Genomic DNA, 18,794 nt, shown 5'->3' on the forward strand with positions numbered 1-18,794 from the left:
GTCGTCCTCAGAGAGTGAAGGCGGAGCGGAAGCGTTGCAGAGCGAGTTCGCTGTCGCCGGAGGCCCATGCCTCCAGTGCGACCGTGCCCTCGTAGCCGAGGTCCGCGAGGGCGCGGGCGACGGCGGCGTAGTTGATCTCGCCGGTGCCGGGTTCGCGGCGGCCGGGGACGTCGGCGACCTGGATCTCGCCGATCAGGCCCGCGCCATGCGCCCTGCGGACCAGTTCGATCAGTCCGAGGCGTCCTCGCGGCCGGCGGGGGTGTGCTCGGGCATGAGGTCGGCGATGGCCGTGCGGATGGCGCCGCGGCTGACGCCGTGTTCGTGGGCCAGGGCGGCAATGGACCGGCCCTCCAGGTACGCCGTGCGGACGGTGCCGGTCTTCCCGGCCGCCACGGCCGGGCGACGGCCGCCCTTGCTGCCCTTGGCCTCGGCGGCGCGCAGTCCGTCGTAGGTCAGCTCCCGCTGGAGGGCGCGCTGGAGTTCGCCGGCGGCAGCGAGGGTCTGCACCATGAACGTCACCGTGGACAGCAGCTCTCCGGTGCGCGGGTGGCGGGCGGTGAGGTCCGTCGCGGAGAACGCGCCGTCGTGGATGCGCAGGGCCAGCCGGTCGTGGTGCAGGACGTCGAGCACGTCGAGGATGTGCTGGGTGCCGCGCACGAGGCGGAACATCTCGGAGATGTGCACGGTGTCGCCCGGCCGCGCGTAGGTGAGCAGTTCGGCGAACTTCGGTCGCCGGAGGGGATGGAGGCGGCTGGAGGTGCCTGGGTCCTCCTCGAAGACGACCGGGTCATCGATCCCGGCCTCATCCAGGACGAGGTTCTGCCGGGCGGTCGACTGCTGGTCGGTCGAGACCCGCTTGTAGACCAGGTTCGCCACCGAGGGCCCCTTCCATGCGGAGGATCGGACCCCATCTGTCGTCAAACCCTGTCAGCAATCACCATCGGATCTGATTGGATTGGCGCCGTCCCGGAGTCCCGGAATGTCCGGGTTCATTGGATGACCATCGCGCCTGTCGTCAAACGTTCGTTTGCGAACAGCATGCAGCTGGGCGAGGAGACCGGCGGCACACGGTTGGGGCGCGAAAGTTCGTGAGCGCCGACCAATTCCCCGGCGCAGCAGCCGAAGCGGGCGGCACGCTGGTGGACAAGGCGACACCGGCCGACGGCCTCGCGACGGTGGAGGACCTGACCGGTGTGACGGGGAACGGGCCGTGATCCGGTAAGTGCTGCCTACTCAAGCTGAGTTGAGTAGGTGCGCTCATGCCCGGCACACCCGCGCGCGGCGAGTATCGGTGCAGCGGCGCAGGCAGTGGCGCCGACCCGATCCAGTGCTCAAGACAGTTACGGAGAATGTCATGTCCCGACGTATCGCTCTGTCCGTTGCCGCCGGTGTCGTCGCCCTCGGTGGTGCCGGTGCCTTCACCCTCGCCTACGCCGGGGAGGAGTCTTTGGCGCTGGCGCACAGCACCGCCCGCTACACCGCTCCGGACGGTGACCGCGACGGCTCGCTGGCCTTCGCCACCGACGTCACGGCGTCCTCAGGCGTCGAGAGCGTGAAGGTGCTGGCCTGGCCGGAGGACTCGTCCCTGGCTGAGGAGGAGCTGACCAGCAAGGATATGGCCGCCGCGGAGCCGGCCGTCTGCGAGCCCGCCGGACGGGACACCGTGCGCTGCACCTACACCGTCAAGGTCACCGGCTCCGACGCTGCCTCGTCCCCGCGCGGGGTCTGGCACATCGCCGTCCTGGCCACCGCGCAGGACGGCACCACGACCCTGGACACCAAGGCGGCCGGCTTCACCGTCCGGTAGAGAAGTACCGGCAGATGAGCAGCCGCACGTCATGCCGAGGGCTCGGGAGCCACCCGAGGAAGACGTCCGCCCCGAAACACAGGGAGCCAGCCATGTCCCCCCTCCCCCCAGCCGCAACCCCGACGGCACCGGCACCGCGCGTCGGCAAGCCGGGTGCCCTTCCCGGCGGACTCCGCCTGCCCGGCGTGCTGGCGGTCCTCGTCACCGTCGCGCTCGCGGTGTCGGCATGGCACGCGAAGGACCCCACCACCTGGGTCCTGGAAACGGTGTGGGTGATGGTCGGCCTGCCGCTGCTGGTCCTGCTGCGCAAGCGATTCCCGCTCAGCGATCTGCTGTACTGCCTGCTGGCCGCGCACGCCCTCGTCCTCATGGCGGGCGGGCACTACACCTACGCGGAGGTGCCCGCGGGCGACTGGATACGGGACTGGTTCGGCCTGGAGCGCAACCCCTACGACCGCTTCGGCCACCTCATGCAGGGCTTCGTTCCGGCGATCCTGGTCCGCGAACTCCTCGTCCGCACCTCGCCGTTGCGCGGCAGCCGCTGGCTGGCCCCGCTGACGGTCTGCGCCTGCCTCGCCTTCAGCGCCGTCTTCGAGATGCTGGAGTGGCTGTCCGCGGTGGTCGGCGGAGACGCCGCGGACGACTTCCTGGGCTCCCAGGGCGATGTGTGGGACGCCCAGTGGGACATGTTCTGCTGCCTGATCGGCGCCACCGTGTCCCTGCTGCTCCTCAGCCGCGTACACGACCGCTTCCTCGCCCGCCTTGAGCGGACGACGGTTGCCCCGGCCAGTTCCTGACCCAGATTGAGGCAGCATATGCCGCCATCCCCTGCCGCGGGCCTGAACTGCCTGGCAGGGGCAGCCGGTTCAGGGGGCGGTGTCGGGGCCGTGACCCACGCGAACCCCTCGCGGGCCATGGCCTCCTTCTGCCAGGCGAACATCAGCCGGGCGCCCTCGGCCTGTCCCGGCCGCCGCCCTCTGCGAAGAACCGCAGCAGCAGCCCGCCCGCGGCGGTGTCGGCGTCGCAGTGCCGGCACAGCTGGACGAGAACGTCCACCGACTGCCCGAACGCGTTCGTCACCGGCGGCTTCCCGCTGACGATCACGTCGGTGGCGCCGCAGCGGGCGCACGATGGCAGCTAGATCGGGCCCCTGCGGTAGTGGTTGGTGTACGACGCCTTCAGCGTGGTCTGCACCGTCCGCCGGTACACCGGCCCCTTCGTCTTGTACTCGTGGACCAGTTCCTTCAGCGTCTGCTCGCCCCCGCGCACAGCCGGGAACGCCACCTCCCGCACCTCCTGGTCGGGGGCGCCCAGCGACGCCTCGGCGATCGCGAACAGGATGTTCTCCTTGCCCGAGACCCGTATGAAGGCGTTGATCAGCTCCTTGGTCACCTTCTGCTCCGCGCGGGCGCCGATCCGGTGCACCGTGGCGATCAGCAGGTCCACCAGCGCGTCAGTCACCTCCCGCCCCCGCTCCACCAGCAGCGCGGACAGCAGCGTCACCGCCGCCTCCGGCGCCCTGCGGCGCAGATGAGACGGCGACTCCACCGCGGCCCGCTGCCGCCAGGACGCCAGCACCTTCGGCGCCACATCCGCGAACAAGCCCGGCGGCGGCCCGATCGCCCGGACCGCGATCAGCTTGCGGATCTCCCGCAGCATCGACTCCAGGCTCACATTCCCCTGCATCGCCTTCAGCAGCGCCAGCACCGACTCACCCTCGCCGTCGTCCTGGCCCTCGTCCTCCGCCTCATCGGCTACCAGCGCCAAGACCCGGGCCCGCGCCTGATCGGTCAGCCGGGCCGCGAGGGTCGCGAACCAAGTCTCCTCCGCAGTGTGCAGGGCGGAGCGGACCATGCGCGTGATCCGGTCCGGCGCCGGCGGCTCGATGCACTCCTGGCGGCAGTGCTTCAGCAGTTCGTCGCGCACCCGGTCCGGATTCCGTTCCGCGTGCGCGACGCTGACGGCCAGCCAGGCCGTCAGCTTCTCCGCGTCCTGAACCGAGCACACCCGGAACCCCAGGTGCTCGCGTATCTGGGACCGGTGGTACTCGATCGTCCGCCCGGACCCCTCGGACAGACCGAAGTCCACCGCCGGTACCTTCATCTGAGATCCACACCGTTTGCGGCTCGTGACACGTTCGTTAATGGCACCCGCACAAGCAGAAAACGCGGCCGCCGTGACCGCCCATATGCCGGTGAGCCCACCCGCAGGGGAGTTGGCCGGCTGCGTCCCCTGCTCGGCATCCGACCGACGCGGGTCGCCTGTGACCCGAGCCGGGCGCGGTGGCGAACTGCGCGGCCGTGACGGCGGACGCGGGAGCGCGGGAGAGTCACGCCGTCGCCGCCGCCGTCACGTCCTGTGCGGGTCAAAGTGCCCTCACGTCCTGTGCGGGTCAGAGTGCCGTCAAGGTCCACAGCAGGTTGGTGCTGCTGTCGTACGTCCACTGCTTGGCCACGGATCCCGAGGCCACGTTGCCGCCGCCGTCGAGGGCCAGGCCGGTGGCACGGTTGGTGATCGAGTAGCGGCCGTTACCCCGGTGGGTGATCGTCCACTGTTGGTTGTTGTTGCCGTCCCAGGCGGCCTCCCTGGCCGGGGAGCCGTTGCTGGTGGCGCCCCAGCCGTCGGCGACCATGCCGTTGGTGCGGTTGACCAGCTTGTAGTAACCGCCTCCGACTTCCACCACCTGCCACTGCAGGTTGGCGTGGCCGTCCCAGGTCCACTGCTTGAGGTTGGACCCGGAGGCGACGTTGCCGCCGCTGTCCAGGGCGAGGCCGTTGGTGACGTTGGTGATCCGGAAGTAGGTCGACGGCTTGAACTGCACCTTCAGTGAGGTGATCTTGTCGTTGTTGCCGGTGACCCGGAGGTCGGGGTTGTCGGCGGTGAAGGTCCAGGAGGTGCCGGTGAAGTTGTCCCCGGCGTAGCCGATGACCTGGTGGCCGGGGGCGAGCCGGAGGGAGGAGAGGGTGAGCGCCCCCAGTCCTGCCGCGGTCAGCTGGGCCGCGGTGTGGTCACCGGTGGAGAGCACGGCGCCGGTACCGGCGTAGTCGACGTCCTTGAAGGCGACTGCACCGGTGAGCGGCCGCACGCTGGGAATCGTGCCGGAGAAGGTGAGCTTGAGGACGTAGGCGTTCGCGCTGTACGGCGCCGAGGACGGCAGGGTGACCGTCAGGCCGGAGGAGTTCTGGGCGGGCGTCGGCAGGTCGATGTAGGTGCCGGCGGTGGAGCCGAGGAGCTTCACCGAGGTCAGCGACCCCAGGTCGATCCGGTCCGAGCCGAGGGTCTTGATCGTCAGGGAGCTCCCGGGCCAGCCCAGGACGGTGGCGTACAGGACGTTGTTCGCCTTGTTCCGGGTGAAGCGGATGTCCTGCGCGGTGCCGGCGTGCGGTGTGGTGAAGGCGCCGCCGCCCATCATCGTGGGGCCCTCGCCGAACACGGTCCACGCGCGGGTCGCGTAGACGGACTCACCGAAGCGCTTCAGGTGGTCGCCGATGCCGAGCAGGATGTCCTTCTGCGCCTGGGGGATGGTGCCGTCGGCCATCGGCGCGATGTTCAGCAGCACGTTGCCGTTCTTGCTGACCCGGTCGAGGAACGAGTGCAGCATCTGCTGGGTGCTGTAGTAGCCGATGCCCTGGGTGTAGCACCAGCTGGAGCTGGAGATGCTGTCGTCGGTGAGCCAGTACGGGGCGGTGAGGTCGGCCGGGCCGCCGCGCTCGTAGTCGAAGACCTCGCCCTTGCCGTGCATGCCGTCCTTGTAGGTGGCGACGACCTCACGGCCCCAACTGCCCGCCTGGTTGTAGTAGTACGAGAGAAACTTCAGACGCTGCGTCTCGTCGACGGCGTCCAGTTTGAAGTCCTGCCAGAGGATGTCGGGCTTGGCCCGGTCGATGACCTCCTTGAGCTTGTCGTACCAGAGCTGGTCCTCCTCCGCCCTGCTCAGCTGCCCGTAGAGCTTCTTCAGGCCGGGGTCCGTCTGGGCGGGCGCGTACTGGTAGAAACCGTTGTAGTTGTACGCGTGGTGCATGGCGACCAGGAGCTTCAGGTTCTTGGCGCGGATGGCTGTGGTGAACAGGGCCAGCAGGTCCAGCTTCGGCCCCTTGGTCACCGAGTTCCACTCGTTGACCTGGCTGTCCCACATGGAGAAGCCGTCGTGGTGCTCGGCGACGGGGCCGGCGAACTTCGCGCCGGCGTCGACGAAGAGCTGGACCCACTCGTCGGGGTCGAAGTTCCCGCCCGCCGACTTCAGCTTCGGGGCGAACTTGACGGTGTTGCCCGCCAGGTCCTCTGCGCCGTTGATGAAGTTGTGGTACGGCCAGGCCGACGGGTTGCCGAAGGTCGCTATGTGGTGCTTGTTGGCGTTACTGCCGCCCTGGTACATGCTGCGCGGGTACCACTCGTTGTCGTAGGCGGGAACGCTGAAGGCGCCCCAGTGGAAGTAGATGCCGAACTTGGCGTCCTGGAACCACTCCGGGGCCGGCGGGTGCTGGTCGACCGAGTTCCAGTCGGGCGTGTACGTGCTGGGCGCCGCCTGCGCGTGGCCTGCGCCGAACATGCCACCGGCGACCGTTGTCGCGGCCACGAAGGTGGCGCCCGCCAGGAGCTGGCGTCTGTTGATCGAACTCGACATGGGACATCCCTGATGCGGAAGGGAAGACGGGGGAGGGCGCGACCGGCGCGGCTCTCGTTGCCCGGGGCGCCGGTTGTTACGCACGAAGGTCACTCATGCGTCCCTGGGATGTCAACGGGCGTGCAGGGATGAAAAGCACTGCGCAACCGGTCGCTTTGCTGATTATTTTCCGTTTCATCACTCTTTGCCACCAGTAAGACATGGAATGTCTCGCGCATCACGCGTGGCTGAGTCACATCACAGGCCGGCCACGATTGATGGGATGGATTTGATCTTCGAGCACTCATTCACGATGCCGAAGTGCGCCACAAACGGGATCTAGAGGGCGAAATGCTCGAGGCTCTAGACAGACCTCCGATCACCCGTCTATACATACATCCCATCTCTCCCCGGCGATGACACACAGTTGTCGCCCCTGTGAACCATCTCCCGCTACGGGACCAGCGTGAGGAAGTACCGATGAGAGTCCGAACCGCCCTCTGTTCCGCCGCCTCCGCCCTCTCCGCACTGGCTCTGCTCACCGCCTGCGGCGGTTCCGGCAGCACCACCGCGTCGAGCAACGACGAGCCGCTGGTCGGCGTCGACTACCCGCGCTCCGACACCGACTTCTGGAACTCGTACATCAAGTACACGCCGGAGTACGCCAAGGAGCTCGGCCTCTCCCTCAAGACCACCAACTCGCAGAACGACGTCGCCAAGCTGACCGCCAACGCGCAGACGTTCATCAGCCAGGGCGTCAAGGGCCTCGCGATGGCACCGCAGGACACCGCCGCCATCGCGCCGACTCTGGCGCAGCTGGAGGCGAAGAAGATCCCGGTCGTCACGGTCGACACCCGCCCCGACAGCGGCAAGGTCTACATGGTCGTGCGCGCCGACAACCGCGCGTACGGCGAGAAGGCGTGCCAGTACCTCGGGACCAAGCTCGGCGGCAAGGGCAAGGTCGTCATGCTGCAAGGCGGCCTCGACTCCATCAACGGCCGTGACCGCACCGAGGCGTTCAACGAGTGCATGAAGAAGGACTTCCCGGACATCAAGGTGTTCGGTGAGGCCACCAACTGGGACGGCGCCGTCGCCGCGCAGAAGCTCCAGACGGACCTGACCGCCAACCCGGACATCAAGGGCATCTACATGCAGTCGAGCTTCGCCCTGTCCGGCACCCTCCAGGTCCTCAAGCAGAAGGGCCTGCTGGTCGGCCCCGAGAACAAGAAGCACGTCTTCGTCGTCTCCAACGACGGCATTCCGGAGGAGCTCAAGTCCATCGCCGCGGGGAAGATCGACGCCACCGTCTCCCAGCCGGCGGACCTCTACGCCGAGTACGCCCTGTACTACCTGAAGGCCGCGATCGACGGGAAGACGTTCAAGCCCGGCAGGACCGACCACGACAGCACCATCGTCCAGGTCCGCGACGGCTTGCTGGAGGACCAGCTCTCCGCCCCGCTCGTCACCGCCGACGGCGGCACATACGGCGGCGTGGCCAGCCTGAAGAGCGACGACAAGTCCCTGTGGGGCAACAACCTCGGCTGACGGCTCGCCGGGAAACGCAACGGCTCACGATTTCAAGGCGGTTGAGATGAGCGACGGGGAGCGAACAGTCACCCCCGCGCCCGCCCCGGCGGACGACGGACGGGCCCCGGCGGGCCCGCCCGTCGTCGAGGCGACGGGCATAGTCAAGCGATTCGGTCCGACGGTGGCCCTGAACGGCGCCCGGATCACCATCAGGCCCGGCGAGACCCACGCGCTCGTCGGCCGCAACGGCGCCGGCAAGTCGACCCTTGTCTCCGTCCTCACCGGGCTTCAGTCGCCGGACGAGGGAACGGTCACCTTCGGCGGTGCCCCGGCGCCCCGGCTCTCGGACCGGGACGCCTGGCGGCAGCGGGTGGCCTGCGTCTACCAGAAGTCGACGATCATCCCCACCCTGACCGTGGCCGAGAACCTCTTCCTGAACCGGCACGATCACGGCCGGCACCGGCTGATCAGCTGGCAGGGTGTGCGCAGCAGGGCGCGGGAACTGCTGTCGACGTGGTCGGTGGACGTGGATCCGCAGACCCCGGCCGCCGATCTCAGCGTGGAGCAGCGGCAGTTCGTCGAGATCGCCCGCGCGCTGTCCTTCGGCGCCCGGTTCATCATCCTCGACGAGCCGACCGCCCAGCTCGACGGCGCGGCGATCAACCGGCTCTTCGACCGCATCCGCGATCTGCAACGCCAGGGCGTGACCTTCCTGTTCATCAGTCACCACCTCCAGGAGATCTACGAGATCTGCGACATGGTGACGGTGTTCCGAGACGCCCGGCACATCCTGACCGCGCCGGTCACCGAGCTCCCCCGCACCGAACTCGTCGCCGCCATGACCGGCGAGGCGGCCGCCGACCGGAGCCGGGAACGGGTGAGTTCCCTGGACACCGGCGCGACGGCGGCCCTGAGCGTCAGTGACCTGAGCGGCGACACCTACGACGGCGTCAGCTTCCAGGTGGGCGCCGGGGAGATCGTCGGGCTGGCGGGGGCGGCCGGCAGCGGTCGTACCGAGGTCGCCGAGACCGTCGTGGGGCTGCGGTCCGCCGACGGCGGCCAGGTCGAGATCGCCGGGAAACGGCCGCGGCCGGGAAGCGTGCCCGCCGCGCTCGCCGCGGGCGCCGGGTTCGTGCCCCAGGACCGGCACCACCAGGGCTTCGTCCCGGACCTGTCGATCGCGGACAACGCCACGCTGTCCGTGCCCCACCGGCTCGGCCGGAACGGGTTCCTCAGCAGCCGCAGCCGGGACCGGCTCGCCGAGGACATGATCGAGAACCTGGCGATCAAGACACCCGGCCCCGAGCTGCCCGTCTCCTCCCTGTCCGGGGGCAACCAGCAGAAGGTCGTCATGGCCCGTGCCCTCGCCGACGACCCCCGGCTGCTGGTCCTGATCAACCCGACCGCGGGGGTGGACGTGCGCTCCAAGGAGTTCCTCCTCGGCAAGGTCGAGGAGACCGCGGACACCGGAACCGGAGTGCTCATCGCCTCCGACGAACTCGACGACCTGCGGATGTGCGACCGGGTCCTGGTGATGTTCCAGGGCCGGGTGACCTCGGAGATCGCCCGCGGCTGGCACGACCACGACCTCGTGGCCGCGATGGAAGGAGTGGACCTCAATGCCTGAAACCGTCCTCGCGGACACCCCCGCGCCCAAGGCCGCCGAGCCGGGGGCCAGGCGGACCGCGCTGTTCGGCGGCCGCATACCCCTGGCCCGGCTGCGCGACCTCGCGCTGGTCCCCGCGATCGTGGTCATCGCGATCGTCGGTCAGATCGTCAACCCGGTCTTCCTGCAGGCCGACAACCTCATCAACGTCCTGCAGACCATGTCCGAGATCGCCCTGCTGGTCCTCGCCCAGACGATGATCCTGATCGTCAAGAAGATGGACCTGTCGCTGGAGTCCACCATGGGCCTCGCGCCCGGCGTCGCGGCCTGGCTGGTCGTACCGACCGGCGCCGGACACGGACTCGGGCTCCTCCCCGGCGCCTGGGCGATCCCCGTCACGCTCGCCGTGGGCGCGCTCATCGGCGTGATCAACGCCCTGCTGATCATCCGCTTCGGCCTCAACGGCTTCATCGTCACCCTCGGCATGCTGATCGTGCTGCGCGGTGTCCTGACGGGCATCTCCGGCGGCCAGACCTTCTTCCAACTGCCGCAGTCGATGCTCTACCTGGGCACGGCCCAGTGGTTCGGAATGCCGGCCTCCATCTGGCTCTGCCTCACCCTGTTCGCCGTCGCCGTCGTCGTCCTCGGCTGGACCAGCTTCGGCCGCTCGCTGTACGCCATCGGCGGCAACGTCGACGCGGCGAAGGCGGCCGGCATCCGCACCGATCGGGTGCTGTGGATCGTCATCGTCACCGGCAGCCTGCTCGCCGCCCTCGCCGGGCTGCTGCTGTCCGGGCGACTCGCGTCCGTGGCGTCCGCGCAGGGCAACGGCTACATCTTCACCGTCTTCGCCGCCGCCGTGATCGGCGGGATCAGCCTGAACGGCGGCAAGGGCACCATGTTCGGCGCCTTCAGCGGCATCCTGCTGCTCTTCATGATCCAGAACGTGCTCACCCTGGCAGGCGTCCCCGCCCAGTGGATCGGCGCCCTCAACGGCCTGATCATCCTGGTCGCGCTGATGATCTCGCGCATCACGGGCGGCAAGGTCCAGGAGTGACTCCGGACGGCCGTCGCCGGACACACCGTGCCGGCACGGCCGCCGGACCCCCGTTCTTCCCCCGTCTCGTCGCAGGGCCTGTTCGCCCCCTGCTCGCACAGGAGTTGCCATGTCGTCCTCTGAATCCGCCTCCGCCCGCATCACCGCCCTGGACGTCCTCGACGTACGTTTCCCCACGTCCGAGCATCTGGACGGGTCGGACGCGATGAACCCCGAACCCGACTACTCGGCCGCCTATGTCGTCCTGCGCACCGACGCGGCCGACGGGCTGGAGGGCCACGCCCTGGCCTTCACCACCGGCCGCGGCAACGACGTGCAGGCAGCCGCCATCGCGGCCCTGGCCCCGCACGTGGTGGGTCTGTCCGTCGAGGAAGTCTGCGGTGACCTCGGCGCGTTCTCCCGCTCCCTTGTGCACGATCCCCAACTGCGCTGGCTGGGACCGGAGAAGGGCGCCATCCACATGGCCACCGGCGCGGTGGTCAACGCCGCGTGGGACCTCGCCGCCAAGCGGGCCGGCAAGCCCGTCTGGCGCTTCCTCGGCGAGATGCCGCCCGAGGAACTGGTCGCCCAGGTCGATTTCCGCTGGCTCAGCGACGCCCTCACCCCCGAGGAGGCGCTGGAGATCCTCCAGCGTGCCGAACCGGGCCGCGAGGAGCGCGTCGCCCGTCTGCTGGAGCGCGGTTACCCCGCCTACACCACCACCCCCGGCTGGCTCGGCTACTCCGACGAGAAGCTCTCCCGCCTCGCCCGGGAGGCCGTCGCGGACGGCTTCACCCAGATCAAGCTGAAGGTGGGCGCGTCCCTGGAGGACGACGTACGGCGGATGCGCACCGCCCGAGAGACGGTCGGCGACTCCATCCGTATCGCCGTCGACGCCAACCAGAGATGGGACGTCCAGCCCGCCATCGACTGGATGAGCGCCCTCGCCCCCTACCAGCCGTACTGGATCGAGGAGCCGACCTCACCCGACGACATCCTCGGCCACGCCGCCGTCCGCCGGGCCGTGACCCCGATCAAGGTCGCCACCGGTGAGCACATCGCCAACCGGGTCGTCTTCAAGCAGCTGCTCCAGGCGGGCGCCGTGGACATCGTGCAGATCGACTCCGCGCGGGTCGGCGGGGTCAACGAGAACCTCGCGATCCTGCTGCTCGCCGCGAAGTTCGGCGTGCCGGTCTGCCCGCACGCGGGCGGGGTGGGCCTGTGCGAGATGGTCCAGCACCTGTCGATGTTCGACTACGTCGCCGTCTCCGGCACGCTCGAGGACCGCGTCATCGAGTACGTCGACCACCTGCACGAGCACTTCGTCGACCCGGTACGCGTCTCCGACGGCCACTACCTCGCGCCCACCCTGCCCGGCCTGAGCGCGGAGATGCACCAGGAGTCGCTCAAGGAGTACACCTACCCCGACGGCCCGGTCTGGTCCGCCCGTGTCTGACACCCGGCGTCTGGTGGACGCCCACCACCATGTGTGGGACCTGGATCACCGCCCCCAGCCCTGGCTGGACGAGCCCGGCCACGAACCGATCCGCCGCTCCTTCGGCACGGCCGACCTGTGCTCGACCGCGACCCGGTCGATCGGGGGACGGCGGCTGGGCAGCACAGTCGTCGTCCAGTGCGTCACCTCCGTGGCGGAGACACGCGAACTGCTCGCCCTGGCCGAGCAGGACCCCCTGATCGAAGCGGTCGTCGGCTGGGTCGACCTGACCTCCCTCGCTATCGCCGACGTACTCGACGAACTGCGGGCCGGTCCCGGCGGCCGGTATCTGCGGGCCGTGCGACACCTCGTCCAGGGCGAGTCGGATCCGGCGTGGCTGCAACGCCCCTCCGTGGAGTGGGGGTTGCGGAACGTCGGCGAGCGCGGACTGGCGTACGACGTGCTGATCCGCGACCACCAGTTCGACCAGGCCGTACGGCTCGCCGAACGCCTCCCCGACCTGCCGCTCGTCCTCGACCACGCGGGAAAGCCACCCATCGCGTCGGGTGAACTGAAGCTCTGGGAAGAGGCGCTGCGGCGACTGGCAGCGCACCCCCAGGTGTACTGCAAGGTCTCGGGCCTGGTCACGGAGGCCGACCACCGGACGTGGACGACCGACGACATCCGCCCGGTGTGGGACGTGCTGCTGTCCGCCTTCGGCGCCGACCGGCTGATGTTCGGCTCGGACTGGCCGGTCTGCGTCCTCGCGGGCGGCTGGAACCAGTGGGCCGCCACCGTCGAGGACCTGCTCGGCGACTGCTCCGCCGCCGAGACCGACGCGATCCTCGCCGGCACCGCGACCGGCTTCTACCACCTGAACTCCCTCGCACCTACAGCCCTTTGAGAGGAAGGAGGGAACACCGTGCTCCTGACCGAACTGCTGCACCCCGGGATCCTCGAAGCGCTGGCCGGAGCCGGCCACGGCGCCCGCGTCCTGCTCGCCGACGGCCACTACCCCGCGAGCACCGCCATCGGCGACCGTGCCCGGACCGTCCACCTCAACCTGACCCCCGGCCTGCTGGACGTCACCACTGTGCTCGACGTCCTGCTGAGCGCCCTGCCCGTCGAGTCGGCCCACGTGATGGTGCCGCCCGAGGACGAACCGGAACCGCCGGCCATCGCCGAGTACCGCGCACGTCTGACGCCCGCCCCGGTCGACACGCTCGGCCGCTTCGAGTTCTACGACGCCGCCCGCTCCCCCGACCTGGCGCTGGCGATCGTCACCGCCGACATCCGCACCTACGCCAACCTGCTGCTGACCATCGGCGTCCGCGCAGAAGGGACCCTGAGAACACGATGACACTCGCCGTCCGTTACACGGCCGCCCGCACCCTGGACACGGCTCCCGCACTCAGTGCGCCGCCCGGACCCGGCGAGGTGGAACTGGCCCCCGCCTACGTCGGCATCTGCGGCACCGACCTGCACATCTTCCACGGCGACATGGACGCCCGGGTCGACACGCCCGCCGTTCTCGGGCACGAGATGTCGGGCCGTGTCGTGAGCGTCGGCCCGGGCGTGGAGGGCTGGGCTCCCGGTGACGCGGTGACCGTGATGCCGCTGCGCTGGGACGACACCTGCCCGGCCTGCCAGGCCGGTCACCAGCACGTCTGCCAGAACCTGGACTTCATCGGCATCGACTCCCCCGGTGCGATGCAGCAGCGCTGGACCGTGCCCGCCACCACCCTGATCCGGCTGCCCGAAGCCCTCGCCCTGGACCGGGCCGCGCTCGTCGAACCAACAGCGGTCGCCGTGCACGACGTGGGCCGGGCCGGAGTGAAGGAGGGCGAGCGGGTCGTCGTGGTCGGCGGCGGGCCCGTCGGCATCCTGATAGCGCTGGTCGCGCGGGCCGCCGGAGCCGACGTACGCATCGCCGAACTCAGCGCCCACCGGCGCGCGCTCGCCGAGGAGTCGGGGCTGACCGCCTGGGACCCGGCCGTGGACGACGTGCCCGAGCTGGTCCGCGAGTGGACCGGGGACGCGGGCGCGGACGTCGCCTTCGAGGTGTCCGGCGCCGCGGCCGGCGTCGGCACGGCGGTCGAGGTGCTCGGAGTGCGCGGCCGGCTGTGCCTCGTCGCCATCCACCCCCGGCCTCGCGAGATCAACCTGCACCGCTTCTTCTGGCGCGAACTCACCCTCGTCGGCGCCCGGTTGTACGACCGTTCCGACTTCGAGAAGGCGGTGGCGCTCGTCGCCGACGGCACCGTTCCGGCCGACCGGCTCATCAGCAAGGTCGTGCCACTCACCGAGGCGCCCGCCGCGTTCGAGGCGCTGGAGGCGGGCGGCGACGTGATGAAGATCCTCGTGGACTGCACCGACGAGAGCGACGACGCTCAGGGAGCCGCCGTATGACCTCCTTCGACCTCACCGGAAAGCTCGCCGTCGTCACCGGGGCCCGGCGCGGCATCGGCCGGGCCATGGCCCGCGCGCTCGCCGAGGCCGGCGCGGACGTCATCGGCGTCAGCGCCACGCTGGAGGAGTCCGGCAGCGACATCGAGAAGGACGTCGTCGCCGCGGGCCGCGCCTTCGAGGCCATCCGCACCGACTTCGCCGACCCCGAGGCCGTACGTGCCCTGGGCGCGGACCTCGCGGGGCGGGAACGGCCGGTGGACATCCTGGTCAACAACGCGGGCACCATCCGTCGCGCCCCGGCCGCCGAACACACCGACGCCGACTGGGAGTTGGTCCTCCAGGTCAATCTCAACGCGCAGTTCGCCCTCACCCGGGCCGTCGGCGCGGCGATGGTGGCACGCGGCCAGGGGAAGATCATCTTCACCGCGTCGCTGCTCAGCTTCCAGGGCGGCATCACCGTGCCCGGCTACACCGCCGCCAAGCACGGCGTGACCGGTCTGACCAAGGCGCTGGCCAACGAGTGGGCTCCGCACGGCGTCAACGTCAACGCCATCGCCCCGGGCTACATCGCCACCGACAACACCCAGGCCCTCCAGGACGACCCGGCACGCAGCAAGGCGATCCTGGAGCGTATCCCGGCCGGACGCTGGGGCAGCGCGGACGATCTGGCGGGCGCCACGGTCTTCCTCGTCTCGGACGCCGCCGCCTACGTCCACGGCACCGTACTGCCCGTCGACGGCGGATGGCTGGGCCGATGAGCGACACCGACGACCTGGCCTGCGTCCTGGCGGGCGCCCGGCTCATGCCGGTGCTGACCGTGCCGGACGCCGACGTGGCGGCGCCGCTGGCCGCCGCGCTCGTCGCGGGCGGCGCCCGGTGCGCCGAGGTCACCTTCCGCACCCCCGACGCCGAGCAGGTGCTCAAGGCGATGGCGGCGCACGGCGGGCTCACCGTCGGCGCCGGCACGGTCCTCACCCCCGAGCAGGCGGAGCGGGCCGTGGCTGCGGGCGCCCGCTTCGTGGTCTCCCCCGGGTTCGACGGGGACGTCGTCGCGAAGTGCCGGGAGCTGGGCGTGCCGGTGGTACCGGGTGTCGCCACCGCCACCGAGCTGATGAGGGCCCTGCGGGCTGGTGTGGACACGGTCAAGCTCTTCCCTGCCGAGCCCCTCGGCGGCCTGCGGACCCTGCGGGCGCTCGCCGCGCCCTTCCCCCAGGCACGTTTCGTGCCGACCGGTGGAATCGGCGCGGACCGGCTGACCGACTACCTCGCCGAGCCGGCGGTCGTCGCCGTCGGCGGCAGTTGGATGGCGACCTCCGCGCACCTGGAGCGGGGCGACTTCGACGAGATCCGCCGGCTGACCGCCGAAGCCGTGGAGAGGAGCGCGCCGTGACCGACGTGGTGGCGCTCGGCGAGGTGATGCTCCGCTTCGATCCGGGCGAGGGACGGATCCGCACCGCCCGCACCTTCCAGGTGTGGGAGGGCGGCGGCGAGTACAACGTCGTGCGCGGGCTGCGCCGCTGCTTCGGATGGCGGACGGCCGTCGTCACCTCCCTCGCGGACAACGCGGTCGGGCGTCTCGTCGAGGACCTGATCCTTCAGGGCGGCGTCGACACGTCACTGATCCGCTGGGTGCCCGAAGACGGCATCGGCCGCACCGCCCGCAACGGCCTGAACTTCGTCGAGCGCGGCTACGGCATCCGGGGCGCGCTGGGCGTCAGCGACCGCGCGCACACGGCCGTCTCCCAGCTCGCCGAGGGGGACGTCGACTGGGACGCGATCTTCGCGGCGGGGCCGCGCTGGTTCCACACGGGTGGCGTCTTCGCCGGCCTGTCGGACACCACCGTGGAGGTCGCGGACGAGGCGATGGCCGCGGCCCGGCGCCACGGCGTCACGGTCTCCTACGACCCCAACCACCGCCCCAGTCTCTGGGTCGGCCGGGGCGGCGCCGACCGGGCCCGCGAGGTCGATCTGCGGCTCGCCCGGCACGCGGATGTGGTCGTCGGCGCCCTGGGGCTGGCCGGTCCGCGCCCGGGCGACGGGCGGGTCCTCGCCGACGAGGTGCCGGACGCGCTCGCCGAGGTGGCGGGACTGGTCCCCTCCGCCAGGGTGCTGGCGACGACCCTGCGCGAGGTGCCCTCGGCCGGTGTCAACGACTGGGCCTCGGCCGCCTGGTCACCCGAGACCGGCCTGGTCACCGGCCCCCTGATGCCCGGCCTGCACGTCCTGGACCGCATCGGCTCCGGCGACGGCTTCGCCGCCGGTCTCATCCACGGCCTGCTGACCGGGGACGGCGTCCGGCCGGGCCGGTTGACGAACGCCTGCCTGGAGCGGGCCCTCGCCTACGGCACCGCGCACGGCGCGCTCACCATGACCACCCCCGGGGACGTCTCCATGGCCTCGCTCGCCGAGGTCGAGGCGCTCATGGCCGACGGCTCGGCCGCCGTCAGGCGCTGACCTGCGACCGGGCCCGACCGCACCACCCGTATCCCCGTAGTCCCCGTAGTCCCCGTAGTCCCCGTAGTCGTAGTCGTAGTCGTAGTCGTAGTCGTAGTCGTAGTCGTAGTCGCTAGGAGCGCAGTTGAGGCACCGGACCATCGGACGCCGGAAGATCACGAACACCCCTGTCGAACTCACCGAACTCGGCTTCGGGGCCTCCGTCATCGGCAACCTGTACCGCGTCACCCCGGTCGAGGACGCGACCGCCGCGGTCGAGGCAGCCTGGGAAGCCGGCATCCGTTACTTCGACACGGCCCCGCACTACGGCCTGGGCCTGTCCGAGCTGCGCCTGGGCGCGGCCCTGCGGCAGCGGCCCCGCGCCGAGTACGTCGTCTCCTCCAAAGTGGGACGGCTGCTCGTACCCAACGAACACCCGCGGGGCGTCGACAGCGAGGGCTTCGTCGTACGGGACGACCTGCGCCGCCAGTGGGACTTCAGCCGCGACGGAGTGCTGCGGTCCATCGAGGCCACGCTGGAGAGGACGGGCCTCGACCGCCTGGACGTCGTCTACCTGCACGACCCCGACGACCACTGGAGGCAGGCCGCCGACGAGGCCATGCCCGCCCTGGCGGACCTGCGCGACCAAGGAGTGATCGGTGCGATCGGCGCCGGCATGAACCAGTCGGCCATGCTAGCCCGCTTCCTGCGCGAGACCGCCGCCGACGTGGTGATGCTCGCCGGCCGCTACACCCTCCTCGACCAGTCGGCGCTGGACGACGTACTGCCCGCCGCACGGGAATCGGGCAAGAGCGTCGTGGCCGTCGGCGTGTTCAACTCGGGACTGCTGTCACGCGACCGGCCCGCCGAGGGCATGAAGTACGACTACCAGGCCGCCCCGCCCGCCCTGGTCGACCGAGCCCGGGCGATCGCCGAGGTCTGCGCGGCACACGGGACGACCCTGCCCGCGGCAGCGATCGCCTTCCCGCACACTCATCCCACCGTCACCAATGTCACCCTCGGCATGCGGACTTCGGAACAGGTCAGACGGAACGTGGAACTCCACCGGCGGTGCGTTCCCGAAGGCCTCTGGGACGAGCTCCGAGCCCAAGGACTGATCAGGTCGGACGTGCCCGGGGTGGGCGGTAGGGCGAGGAGTTCTCAGTGTCTCTGACGGACAAGGCCATCGATCAGCTCCGGGAGCTGATCCGCACGGGTGCGCTGCCCCCGGGATCGAAGCTCCCCCCGGAACCGGACCTGGCCGCCCAGCTGGGTCTGTCCCGCAACCTCGCGCGTGAGGCGGTCAAGGCGCTGGCCGTCGCCCGGGTCCTCGAGATCCGCCGGGGCGACGGCACCTACGTCACCAGCCTGCAGCCGAGCCTGCTTCTGGAGGGGCTCGGCGGGGCGGTGGAGCTGATGCAGAGCGACTCGGCCGCCCTGCAGGACCTCATGGAGGTGCGCCGGCTCCTCGAACCCGTCGCCACCGCGCTGGCCGCCACCCGGATCACCGACGATCAACTCGCCGAAGTCAAAGGCCACTTGGACGCCATGCGCGAAGCCCGCGATGACGTCGAACTGCTCAACTCGCACGACGCCGCCTTCCACCGGGCCGTCGTCGCGGCGACCGGCAACGAGACCCTGCTCACCCTCCTGGAAAGCGTTTCCGGCCGAACGTTGCGCGCCCGGATCTGGCGCGGCCGGGTCGACGACCAGGCCGCCGGCCGGACCCTCGCCGAGCACGAGGCGATCTACTCGGCCCTCACCACCCGCGACTCCGCCCTCAGCCAGGCCGCCGCGTTGCTGCACTTGAGCAACACCGAACAGGCGCTGAGGGAACACCTGCGCTCCAACCAGCCCCTCCCCTTCGGAGCGTCGGCACACGAGTGAGGAGCGCCGTCGCCCGCACGCCCCGTGTGAGGCCGTCCGTGCGACGCGGCG

General features: G+C 70.4%; 20 protein-coding genes. 15 read left to right on the top strand and 5 right to left on the bottom strand.

What is annotated here, in order from left to right; genetic code table 11:
- Positions 1-7: 7 nt before the first annotated feature.
- Positions 8-232, bottom strand: a complete 225-nt coding sequence (locus tag SGFS_RS51415; RefSeq protein WP_350284088.1) for a TIM barrel protein — start codon at positions 230-232, stop codon at positions 8-10.
- A complete protein-coding gene (locus SGFS_RS15410; protein ID WP_286250766.1) occupies positions 229-876 on the bottom strand; it encodes a recombinase family protein in 648 nt (215 codons plus the stop codon). Before SGFS_RS15410 ends, SGFS_RS51415 begins: the two co-directional genes overlap by 4 nt.
- A 212-nt stretch (positions 877-1,088) precedes the next feature.
- On the opposite strand from SGFS_RS15410, the gene SGFS_RS15415 reads away from it, so the two are divergent.
- The 3 genes from SGFS_RS15415 to SGFS_RS15425 all read left to right on the top strand — a co-directional run bounded on the left by SGFS_RS15415 (position 1,089) and on the right by SGFS_RS15425 (position 2,604).
- Positions 1,089-1,214, top strand: a complete 126-nt coding sequence (locus SGFS_RS15415; protein WP_286250768.1) for a hypothetical protein — start codon at positions 1,089-1,091, stop codon at positions 1,212-1,214.
- 140 nt (positions 1,215-1,354) lie between these two features.
- Positions 1,355-1,807: a DUF5707 domain-containing protein gene (locus SGFS_RS15420; RefSeq protein WP_286250770.1), complete on the top strand. Its 453-nt coding sequence runs from the start codon at positions 1,355-1,357 to the stop codon at positions 1,805-1,807.
- A 92-nt stretch (positions 1,808-1,899) separates the two neighbouring features.
- Positions 1,900-2,604 (top strand): DUF2238 domain-containing protein, encoded by a 705-nt coding sequence (locus SGFS_RS15425; RefSeq protein ID WP_286250772.1) that lies wholly within the window; start codon positions 1,900-1,902, stop codon positions 2,602-2,604.
- A 142-nt stretch (positions 2,605-2,746) separates the two neighbouring features.
- On the opposite strand, the gene SGFS_RS15430 is transcribed toward SGFS_RS15425, so the two are convergent.
- The 3 genes from SGFS_RS15430 to SGFS_RS15440 form a co-directional block, all read right to left on the bottom strand.
- On the bottom strand, positions 2,747-2,944 hold the full coding sequence (locus tag SGFS_RS15430; RefSeq protein WP_286259941.1) for a DUF6300 family protein: 198 nt from the start codon (positions 2,942-2,944) through the stop codon (positions 2,747-2,749).
- Positions 2,945-3,910 carry a DUF4158 domain-containing protein gene (locus SGFS_RS15435; RefSeq protein ID WP_286250774.1) on the bottom strand — a complete coding sequence of 322 codons (966 nt, stop codon included), beginning with the start codon at positions 3,908-3,910 and terminating at the stop codon, positions 2,945-2,947.
- Between the two features lie 289 nt (positions 3,911-4,199).
- Positions 4,200-6,431: an alpha-L-fucosidase gene (locus SGFS_RS15440; protein WP_286250776.1), complete on the bottom strand. Its 2,232-nt coding sequence runs from the start codon at positions 6,429-6,431 to the stop codon at positions 4,200-4,202.
- Between the two features lie 459 nt (positions 6,432-6,890).
- On the opposite strand from SGFS_RS15440, the gene SGFS_RS15445 reads away from it, so the two are divergent.
- From SGFS_RS15445 to SGFS_RS15500, 12 genes are all read left to right on the top strand, one after another.
- Positions 6,891-7,955: a sugar ABC transporter substrate-binding protein gene (locus tag SGFS_RS15445; protein WP_286250778.1), complete on the top strand. Its 1,065-nt coding sequence runs from the start codon at positions 6,891-6,893 to the stop codon at positions 7,953-7,955.
- Positions 7,956-8,001: 46 nt separating this feature from the next.
- Entirely contained in the window at positions 8,002-9,564 is a 1,563-nt protein-coding gene (locus tag SGFS_RS15450) for a sugar ABC transporter ATP-binding protein (protein WP_286250780.1), read from the top strand.
- Complete coding sequence (locus SGFS_RS15455; RefSeq protein WP_286250781.1) at positions 9,557-10,600, top strand: ABC transporter permease; 1,044 nt, start codon at positions 9,557-9,559, stop codon at positions 10,598-10,600. Before SGFS_RS15450 ends, SGFS_RS15455 begins: the two co-directional genes overlap by 8 nt.
- A gap of 109 nt (positions 10,601-10,709) precedes the next feature.
- Positions 10,710-12,035, top strand: coding sequence for an L-fuconate dehydratase (locus SGFS_RS15460; RefSeq protein ID WP_286250783.1), 1,326 nt, complete (start codon positions 10,710-10,712; stop codon positions 12,033-12,035).
- Positions 12,028-12,918 carry an amidohydrolase family protein gene (locus tag SGFS_RS15465; RefSeq protein WP_286250785.1) on the top strand — a complete coding sequence of 297 codons (891 nt, stop codon included), beginning with the start codon at positions 12,028-12,030 and terminating at the stop codon, positions 12,916-12,918. Before SGFS_RS15460 ends, SGFS_RS15465 begins: the two co-directional genes overlap by 8 nt.
- A gap of 18 nt (positions 12,919-12,936) precedes the next feature.
- Entirely contained in the window at positions 12,937-13,374 is a 438-nt protein-coding gene (locus SGFS_RS15470) for an RbsD/FucU domain-containing protein (RefSeq protein WP_286250787.1), read from the top strand.
- The gene (locus SGFS_RS15475) at positions 13,371-14,423 is read left to right on the top strand and encodes a zinc-dependent alcohol dehydrogenase (protein ID WP_286250788.1); all 1,053 of its coding nucleotides are present in this window, start codon (positions 13,371-13,373) and stop codon (positions 14,421-14,423) included. The genes SGFS_RS15470 and SGFS_RS15475 overlap by 4 nt, the downstream gene beginning before the upstream one ends.
- Positions 14,420-15,181 carry an SDR family oxidoreductase gene (locus SGFS_RS15480; RefSeq protein ID WP_286250790.1) on the top strand — a complete coding sequence of 254 codons (762 nt, stop codon included), beginning with the start codon at positions 14,420-14,422 and terminating at the stop codon, positions 15,179-15,181. The genes SGFS_RS15475 and SGFS_RS15480 overlap by 4 nt, the downstream gene beginning before the upstream one ends.
- Positions 15,178-15,813 carry a bifunctional 4-hydroxy-2-oxoglutarate aldolase/2-dehydro-3-deoxy-phosphogluconate aldolase gene (locus SGFS_RS15485; RefSeq protein ID WP_286250792.1) on the top strand — a complete coding sequence of 212 codons (636 nt, stop codon included), beginning with the start codon at positions 15,178-15,180 and terminating at the stop codon, positions 15,811-15,813. Before SGFS_RS15480 ends, SGFS_RS15485 begins: the two co-directional genes overlap by 4 nt.
- Positions 15,810-16,877: a sugar kinase gene (locus tag SGFS_RS15490; protein WP_286250794.1), complete on the top strand. Its 1,068-nt coding sequence runs from the start codon at positions 15,810-15,812 to the stop codon at positions 16,875-16,877. Before SGFS_RS15485 ends, SGFS_RS15490 begins: the two co-directional genes overlap by 4 nt.
- Positions 16,878-17,001: 124 nt before the next feature.
- Positions 17,002-18,030 carry an aldo/keto reductase gene (locus SGFS_RS15495; RefSeq protein ID WP_286250797.1) on the top strand — a complete coding sequence of 343 codons (1,029 nt, stop codon included), beginning with the start codon at positions 17,002-17,004 and terminating at the stop codon, positions 18,028-18,030.
- Positions 18,021-18,743 (top strand): FadR/GntR family transcriptional regulator, encoded by a 723-nt coding sequence (locus tag SGFS_RS15500; protein ID WP_286250800.1) that lies wholly within the window; start codon positions 18,021-18,023, stop codon positions 18,741-18,743. Before SGFS_RS15495 ends, SGFS_RS15500 begins: the two co-directional genes overlap by 10 nt.
- Positions 18,744-18,794: the final 51 nt, after the last annotated feature.

It is taken from the genome of Streptomyces graminofaciens (genome assembly GCF_030294945.1).
Classification (GTDB): Bacteria; Actinomycetota; Actinomycetes; order Streptomycetales; family Streptomycetaceae; genus Streptomyces; species Streptomyces graminofaciens.